10 protein-coding genes and 1 pseudogene are annotated in these 7,740 nt (G+C 56.0%); 7 read left to right on the top strand and 4 right to left on the bottom strand.

Annotation, left to right across the window (positions count from 1 at the left end; translation table 11 throughout):
• Positions 1 to 205 (top strand): annotated as a pseudogene (locus C7K08_RS11820) (shikimate kinase); the annotation flags it as partial.
• On the opposite strand, the gene C7K08_RS11815 reads toward C7K08_RS11820, so the two are convergent.
• Entirely contained in the window at positions 168 to 422 is a 255-nt protein-coding gene (locus C7K08_RS11815; RefSeq protein WP_106500800.1) for a CRR7 family NDH-1 assembly protein, read from the bottom strand. The pseudogene C7K08_RS11820 and the gene C7K08_RS11815 overlap by 38 nt on opposite strands.
• Positions 423 to 435: 13 nt before the next feature.
• Here C7K08_RS11815 and C7K08_RS11810 point away from each other — a divergent pair, with 13 nt between their 5' ends.
• From C7K08_RS11810 to C7K08_RS11785, 6 genes are read left to right on the top strand one after another with little or no spacing between them, the layout of a single operon-like run.
• Positions 436 to 1,074, top strand: a complete 639-nt coding sequence (locus tag C7K08_RS11810; protein ID WP_241537238.1) for a DUF6816 family protein — start codon at positions 436 to 438, stop codon at positions 1,072 to 1,074.
• Positions 1,071 to 1,277: a DUF751 family protein gene (locus tag C7K08_RS11805; protein ID WP_106500797.1), complete on the top strand. Its 207-nt coding sequence runs from the start codon at positions 1,071 to 1,073 to the stop codon at positions 1,275 to 1,277. Before C7K08_RS11810 ends, C7K08_RS11805 begins: the two co-directional genes overlap by 4 nt.
• Positions 1,278 to 1,279: 2 nt before the next feature.
• Positions 1,280 to 1,654, top strand: coding sequence for a 30S ribosome-binding factor RbfA (gene rbfA / locus C7K08_RS11800; RefSeq protein ID WP_106500796.1), 375 nt, complete (start codon positions 1,280 to 1,282; stop codon positions 1,652 to 1,654).
• Entirely contained in the window at positions 1,651 to 3,231 is a 1,581-nt protein-coding gene (locus C7K08_RS11795) for a glycoside hydrolase family 3 N-terminal domain-containing protein (RefSeq protein WP_106500795.1), read from the top strand. Before rbfA ends, C7K08_RS11795 begins: the two co-directional genes overlap by 4 nt.
• Before the next feature lie 42 nt (positions 3,232 to 3,273).
• Positions 3,274 to 4,470, top strand: coding sequence for a glycosyltransferase family 2 protein (locus tag C7K08_RS11790; protein ID WP_106500794.1), 1,197 nt, complete (start codon positions 3,274 to 3,276; stop codon positions 4,468 to 4,470).
• Positions 4,460 to 5,278, top strand: coding sequence for a uroporphyrinogen-III synthase (locus tag C7K08_RS11785; RefSeq protein ID WP_106500793.1), 819 nt, complete (start codon positions 4,460 to 4,462; stop codon positions 5,276 to 5,278). The genes C7K08_RS11790 and C7K08_RS11785 overlap by 11 nt, the downstream gene beginning before the upstream one ends.
• On the opposite strand, the gene C7K08_RS11780 is transcribed toward C7K08_RS11785, so the two are convergent.
• From C7K08_RS11780 to zds, 3 genes are read right to left on the bottom strand one after another with little or no spacing between them, the layout of a single operon-like run.
• Positions 5,240 to 5,746 carry a hypothetical protein gene (locus C7K08_RS11780; protein WP_106500792.1) on the bottom strand — a complete coding sequence of 169 codons (507 nt, stop codon included), beginning with the start codon at positions 5,744 to 5,746 and terminating at the stop codon, positions 5,240 to 5,242. The genes C7K08_RS11785 and C7K08_RS11780 overlap by 39 nt on opposite strands.
• Position 5,747: 1 nt before the next feature.
• Positions 5,748 to 6,194, bottom strand: coding sequence for an SRPBCC family protein (locus C7K08_RS11775; RefSeq protein WP_106500791.1), 447 nt, complete (start codon positions 6,192 to 6,194; stop codon positions 5,748 to 5,750).
• A 41-nt stretch (positions 6,195 to 6,235) separates the two neighbouring features.
• The gene (gene zds / locus C7K08_RS11770) at positions 6,236 to 7,696 is read right to left on the bottom strand and encodes a 9,9'-di-cis-zeta-carotene desaturase (protein ID WP_106500799.1); all 1,461 of its coding nucleotides are present in this window, start codon (positions 7,694 to 7,696) and stop codon (positions 6,236 to 6,238) included.
• Positions 7,697 to 7,740: the final 44 nt, after the last annotated feature.

Here is a 7,740-nt window from a genome sequence, read left to right as displayed (position 1 = left end):
ACCCGGGGATCGCCCTCTGCTGCAACAGGCAAACCCCAAAGAGCAATTAATTAATTTGCTGCAGGASCGCGAACACCTCTATGCCCAGGCCGACCTGCAAATCGCAGCGGGCAACTGCGATCCCAAKGCCCTAGCCAGCAAAATATTGGCTGCCTTACCAGGGGTGCTCAAGCCTCCAGGCGCACCGCAAACCACTGCACCGTGAATCCCGGCTCCAACTCCAAGGCGCAGGCGGTATCCAGCAACCGTTCCGCCTGGGCGGTGCCMTTRGGAAGCGCCGCTAAATCCTCGGGCAATTGCTCCAAACGGCTTAATTGCAATTCAAGCCACGCCAGGGTTTCGGCGGCCGTAAGGATCTGCTCACCCTCGATTGGATCAAGCACCACGTAATGATCTAAGGCCCGAATCAAGGGATCAGACATGTTTAKCGGCCCRTTGGCATTCATCTTGGCCCTATTGCTACCGCTGGGGGGCGCTTTRGAGCAAAGGCTGCTGGCCTGGCCCGATTGGTCGCTGCCGGCTCCCCTAACAAGGCCAGSTCAAACGGATCTGGAATACCCCCAGTGGCTTGAAGGTAATTGGYTACTCACAAGCACCGATGGCAGCCAAKCAACSGTTGGCTTTAAACGCCGCAGCGATGGCTTGGTGGTGGGCAATMGGGCTGCCAATGCCACAGCAGTTGCCAAATTAAGCCTGGGGGATGARTTGCTTTCAGTTGAAAACGACCCCAACAATCCCAACCGGCAACTAACGCGCTTGCGCGATGGTTTATCGCTTGAAACCAGCGTCCAAGGGCGTGGCAGCGAGAGCATTAGCCCAATCGTTTTTTTGGCTGATGAATTGAGTTTGCAAACCCTGCGGCGGCCTGAGCTACCGCCACGCCTCAGCCGAATCGAAATTCTGAGCAAATTCAGCCGCCGCGATCAAAACCACATMACCGTGGAGCAGTGGCAAGCCCGTTATCCACCACCGGAAGYAGGGCTKCGKCCAGGGGCCGTKGCCACCAGTTCTTCCACCTTGCTGCTGGAGCGGCAAACTGGAAATGATTTCATTGCATTACCGAGCGCGCCGTGAGGGATTTTTTCGTAAATGTGACCCGCTACCCCAGGTATTTRATTGCCCTGGGGCTTGGCGTTGCTGATTCAGTATTCGCCCCTCTGCTTGCCCGCACCAGTAACCCSGTAACAGCGATTGCTTTGGTGGGGGCCGTGGTGAGCGGTGGCATCAGCCTTGCMTTAGTGCTGCATGCGATGGTTACCCCAGTACCAGGGGCATAGAGATGGCCCAGGGACGGCGGGTGGAACGGGTTGCTTCCCTAATCCGTAGGGAAATGAGTGAACTGCTGCGCACTGGYGTGCGCGATGAACGGGTTTYCCARGGCATGGTGAGTATCACCACGGTGGTGGTGGCCGGAGATTTGCAGCATTGCAAGGTTTCGGTGAGCATCTACGGCAGCAAAAATGAGCAGGAGGARGCCATGGAGGGTTTGCGCTCTGCCGCTCCYTAYCTGCGCGGTGAATTAAGCCGCAGGTTGAATATGCGCCGCACCCCTGAACTGGTGTTCCACCACGACAAAGGCCTRGCCGAGGGGGTGGAGGTTTTGGGTTTATTAAATCGTTTAGCTGAGGCCCGCCAAGAACAAGAGGAGCCATGAACCTGCGCCGCAARCTGGCCCAGCTATTGGTGTTAAGGGCGAGTGGTTTTAGCAGCGATAGYCAAAGGCGCTAYCCCCGCTGGGAACTTGCTAATGCCGAATTGCAATATTGGCTCARCCAAGGGGTTGGTGGGGTGATCTTGCTCGGCGGCAGCAGCGCCGATTTAGCCCTGCGCTGCCGCGAGTTACAGCAATGGGCTGGATCAGCGGCGCAAAACCGTTTATTGCTTTGCGCCGATGTGGAAGAGGGGGTTGGCCAACGCTTTGAAGGCGCCACTTGGCTKGTGCCACCTCTGGCCCTAGCGCCCCTATGGCAGGCGGAACCCCAAMGGGCCGAAGCCCTAGCCCGRGCCTACGGACGCTGCACCGGCCGCGAGGCKCAAATCATCGGGCTCAATTGGGTGCTGGCGCCCGTTTGTGATGTGAATAACAACCCAGCYAATCCTGTTATYAATGTGCGTGCCTGGGGGGAAACAGYTGCCGCAGCAGCAGCCCTTAGCTGTGCTTTTTTGCAGGGGCTAGAGGGGGAAGGGGTGCTCGGTTGCGCCAAACATTTCCCTGGCCATGGGGATACCAACCAGGATTCCCACCTGCAGCTGCCGCAATTACTCCACAGCCGCGAACGCCTGGATCAATTGGAATTTGTGCCATTTCGAGCTGCCATCGGCGCCGATGTTGCCAGCGTGATGACGGCMCACCTGCAATTGCCAGCCCTCGATCGCGAGCGCCCCGCCACCCTCTCAGGGGCRGTGTTAAGCCAATTRTTGCGGCAGGAATTGGCTTTTAACGGTTTGATCGTTACCGATGCATTGGTGATGGAAGCGATCACCAACCACTACGGCCCGGGTGAAGCGGCGGCCCTGGCCTTTGAAGCAGGCGCTGATTTGATCTTGATGCCAGCTGATGCTGCTGCTGCCCTTGATGCCCTAGAGCAGGGCTGCATAACAGGCCGTTGGAGCGAAGAACGGCTTGAGCAAAGCATTCAAAGGCGCCAATCTGCCCTAGGGCGCTGCCGCCCAACAGGCATCGATGCAGCGGCGGCTTTGGCAWGCCTGGCTCASTTACAGGCACCCCACGGGGCCCTAGCCCAAGAACTACTGCAATTAAGCCTGCAGCAGCAGGGCAGCAAGGKGCTTCAAGGGCCTGGCGTAAATCTRATTCGGGTAGACAGCAGCCTCGCCTGTGCYCCCTTACCCCTGGCAGCACCTGCCCTGCTGAGGCCTGAGGCGGCTGGCTTTAAAACCACCTTGATCGATGGCCGYAGCCAASCCTTAAACCTTGATGCCCTAGCGCCAGGCCCCGTGCTGCTGCAGCTGTTTGTGCGGGGCAACCCATTTCGCGGCAGCGCTGGCGCTGATGGCTACTGGGCTGAAGTGGTGCAAACCCTTCTGAAGCAACAAAAACTGGCGGGGCTAGTGGTGTATGGCAGCCCCTACCTATGGCAAGAACTGCAGCAACTGCTACCCAAAAACCTGCCCGCTGCCTATAGCCCGGGTCAAATGCCAGGGGCGCAAGCTTTGGCCCTGGAAGCCCTTGGCCTTGGGGCCGCCCGCCATGAGGGGGGCTTCACGAATTAGGGGGTATTAAGGTTTGCGGGCACCCATTGGGCAACTGCGGCCATGCTCAGCCTCTCGATGATCGCCCGCAACGAAGAGGCGCAAATCGGCCGCTGCTTAGCCAGCGTGGCGGGCTTTTGCGATGAACTGCTGGTGTTGGATACAGGCTCCACCGACAACACCAAATCGATTGCCAGTGAAGCTGGCGCCAGGGTGGAAACAATCGAATGGCCAGGGGATTTTGCCCCTGCCCGCAACCGGGCCCTGGAATTAGTGCAGGGCGATTGGGTGTTGGTGTTGGATGCCGATGAATTTCTACTGAGCGATGCCAAAGCACCTTTGCAGGCGCTGATGGCCCAACCGGATGTGTTGGTGATAAATCTGCTGCGCTTTGAGGCAGGGGCAGCCCAATCCCCCTATTCCTCAGTGAGCCGCCTGTTTAAACGCCATCCAGCTCTCAACTGGAATCGCGCTTATCACGCCTCCATCGACGACAGCGTTGAAAAGCTGCTGCAAACAGAACCCCAATGGCGGGTRGTGGATTGCCCTGAACCAGCGCTTGTGCACAGCGGTTACCAATTGGAAAACCTGGTGGCAGGCCATAAGGCAGAACGGCTACGGCAGGCCATGGAAGCRGAACTGGCCGCCCACCCTGGCGATCCCTATGCCTGCGCCAAATTGGGCGGATTAGAAATTGAAAGCGGCGCCATCGAGCGGGGCATTGCCCTGCTGCAGCAGGGCTTAGCGCACTGCAGCGAGGGGCAGAGTTCAGAGCGTTATGAGCTGCAACTGCACCTGGGTATTGCCTACTCCCAAAGCGATTTACCTAGGGCGGAACAGCATTACCGCGCCGCCCTAAACGAACCTTTGAATCCCCGGCTCAGCATTGGTGCCCGCCTCAATTTGGGGGCGTTAATGCTGCGTCAAAACAAATTAGAAGAGGCTGCCAGCCACACCGAGGCCGCCACCCGCCAGGCACCGGAGGTGGCACTTGGTTGGTACAACCTCGGCTTAATTCGCCGCAAAGCAAACAACATCGCCGGCGCCCTAGAGGCCTACGAAACTGCCCTTGAGTTGGCGCCAAACAACCCAGAAATCCATCAAAACCTTGGGGCTGCCCAGCTACTAGGCGGCAATTTTGAAACTGCYCGCCAAAGCTTTCTAACGGCGATCGGCCTATTGCTTAGCCAAGGCAGGCAAGAGGAAGCAAGGGAACTGGCTGCCAAAGCTGGTGAACTGGTGAAATTGGATGCGGCCTGAGTTGAAGGCCACGGTGGTGCTAACCCGGGCTGAACAACAGCTGGGTGGATCCCGCGCCCTATTTGAAGCAGCTGGCGCCCAAGTGTTGGATCTACCGGCCCTAGTTATTGGCCCGCCARACGAATTAGGCCCATTGGATGATGCCTTAACGGAACTGGATAGTTTCCATTGGTGTGTATTTTCCAGCGCCAATGGTGTGGAAGCACTGGAGGCCAGGTTGCAGCATCAGGGCAAATCCCTTGCCAGCCGSCCCCCTGGGGTAMGGCTGGCGGCCGTGGGCCGTAAAACGGCCGCTGTTTTGGAACAGATCGGTGCAGCAGCTGATTTTGTGCCCCCMGATTTTGTGGCAGACAGCTTGCTGGAAAATTTTCCTGTGGGTGTTTGGGGCCAAAGGATCCTGCTGCCGCGGGTGCAAAGCGGTGGCCGCAGCATCTTGGCGGAAGCCTTTGGYGAAGCTGGCGCCAGGGTGGTGGAGGTGGCCGCCTATGAATCCCGCTGCCCCAGCTCCATGCCAGCGGCCACCAGCGCTGCCCTATTGGAGGGCAAGGCCCAAGCGATTTGCTTTAGCAGTGCTAAAACCGTGCGCCATAGCGTGAGCTTGTTGCAACAGGCTTTAGGCAGCAGTTGGCTGGCTTTACTTGAACCCTTAGCGGTGATATCAATTGGCCCCCAAACCAGTAATGCCTGCAGRGAATTATTGGGCCGGGTGGATAGTGAGGCCGATCCCCACGACCTTGAAGGTTTAGTGGAAGCCTGCCGGAGCGCCCTATCAAAGTTGGAAGGGAAAGCGTTGGGGCCCATTACCTAAAACCAATTGGCCCTGCTGCACRTTGATGCTGATTACRCGCCACCCWGGCGGTAACCAAGGAATGGCAGCGCCGCCTTGATCACCGGGGCTAACAGCACCACTTTCACTATTAAAGGCAACAAAAGCCTGGGGGCCGCCCCGATTGGTTAAGGCAACACCAGTGAATTGCAAACTGGGGGGCTTATGCGGAGCTTTGCCGTTTTTACTTTTATCTATTGCTAATGCCGGTGGCGCAAATGGATCAATCCGGCCACTCGGCARYGCAGCTAAAACTTCGGCGGTTTTTGGTAGTGCAGTAAAACGTGGATCTGGCACCGGTGCTTGGGGCAAAGGAGGCAGAGGATCTTTATASGAAGTATTTGATCTATCAGTGCGGGGATTATTAATGCAGCCAGCTATGGCAGCTACGCAAAACAATGCAGCAAACGGCAGTGAGCGTTTCAGCTTTAGTTTTGCAACTGCCGGCACCTTATCTAGCGCCAGCCCTTTCTTCCACTAAATCACGAAAGCGATCCAAATTTGCCTGTAATTCCTTACTAACTAAACCTCCCAACATGGCTGAATCCATCAAGGGCGCCAGCACCCCTGGCAATTCATAGCTAACGGTTAATTTCACGGCCGTAAGTGCGGGGCCCTCGGGATAAAAACGCACAGCACCCTTTGTTGGTAATCCCTTCACCGATTCCCAATTCAATTGCTGGGCTTCMACCCGATTGGTGATGCGTGCCTTCCATTGAAAACGAAAACCYTGGGCCGCCAGGGTCCATTCGGTGAGGTTTGGATCATCGAGGGTTTGCACCGATTCAATCCAACGCATCCAGAGGGGCATTGCCTCCAGGTCGCTCCATAAAACCCACACCTGATCTACGGGGGCCCTAATGCTGGTGGTAACACTGTGCTCGAGCCAACGGCCCATGGGATCTCCGTGAAGGGATAGGTGGTTTGCTTGTGGTTGGCCTAGTGGCCAAGAATTTTTGCTGCTGCCAATCTGCCACTCATGGTGGCCCCYTCCATGGAATCGATGTAATCCTGCTTGGTGTAGCTGCCGGCTAAAAAGAAGTTAGCCACTGGCGTTTGCTGATCTGGCCGGTAGGGATCCATCCCAGGCGCTTCCCGATAAAGGGATTGGGCTAGCTTCACCACATTGCTCCAMACCARTTGCAAAGGTGCGGCCGAGGGAAACAATTGGCGCACTTGGTTATCGGTGTGGGCAACGATCTCTTCTATTTTTTTTGGGATCCAAGGATCGCCGGGGGTTAATACACATTGRAGCAACGAACCCAAACCAGGCTTGCGATARTCCTCCGGGCTAGCAAGGGCTAAATCAGCAAAGCAACTGAAATCAGCATCAGCCGTATAGAGCAAATTATTCAGCCCCGATGGCTTGGCAAGATCGCTGCGTTTTGCAGCGGCTTCAGCTCCATCACCCAATTCRGTTATCCAACCGTTGTAGCGCAATTGCACCGTGGCAACTGGCACCGCCTCCAACTTATAGATACGCTCAAACATGGGCCATCTACGCCAAGCCGGCGGTATTAATTTTTGAATGCCCGGCACATCACARGCGGCTAGGTARGCATCGGCCTGCACGCTGATGTCACCGCTGGGTGTATTGAGTTGTAAGCCGCTTACAGCTGTTATTGGTTCGGGGTTTTGCGGGGAGCTTGTTTGATCAAATTGCACTTCAATTACCCGATGGCGTAGATGCAATYTGCCGCCGCGGGCGGTGATGTARTCGAGGATTGGCCCCGTTAACCAGCGATGGGGTGAGCCCTTGAGCAAATTCAATTTTGATGCTTCTGTTTTAGTGGCAAACATCAAAAARATAGTGAGCATGCAGCGGGCTGATATCGMCTGGCAATCGATGAAACCGAGGGCATAGGCAATTGGATTCCACATTCTTTTGATGCTTTCTTCACTGCCGCCATGGCCCACAAACCACTGCTTAAAACTAACGCGATCCAACTCGCGGATCGTTCGCATTGCCCCCTCATAGTCWACTAAACCTTGCACAATTGGGCTKGTGCCTAAAGCRAGGGCATTGCGTAGTTTATCGAGCCAAYTTAATTGAGGCGTTGTGAAAAATGCCTTGAGCCCATTAAATGGTGCCCCCAAAGCAAAACGAAAATCCAACTCCCTTAAATCTGCGCCGCGATTAACAAATAAATGGGTATGGTCYTTTGGTAATAGATTATCGAAAGCATCAACTTTRCGTAGCAAGGCAAAAAGATTGGYGTAATTAAAAAAGAACACRTGCAGGCCCATCTCAATGTGGTTGCCATCTGGATCAACCCAGCTGCCCACCTTGCCGCCCATGAATGGCCGAGCCTCATAAATATCMACCTGATGGCCGGCATCCACCAGATCAACGGCCGCTGAAAGCCCCGCCAACCCCGACCCCACGATGGCAACCCGCACCAATAACTCCTGCAGTTGCCTAACTCTATGGAGCAAAGCTGCCC

The organism is Synechococcus lacustris str. Tous (assembly GCF_003011125.1).
Lineage (GTDB): Bacteria > Cyanobacteriota > Cyanobacteriia > PCC-6307 > Cyanobiaceae > Synechococcus_D > Synechococcus_D lacustris.
The sequence above is the reverse complement of the archived record's forward strand: the minus strand, read 5'-3'. Positions and strand labels throughout refer to the sequence as shown.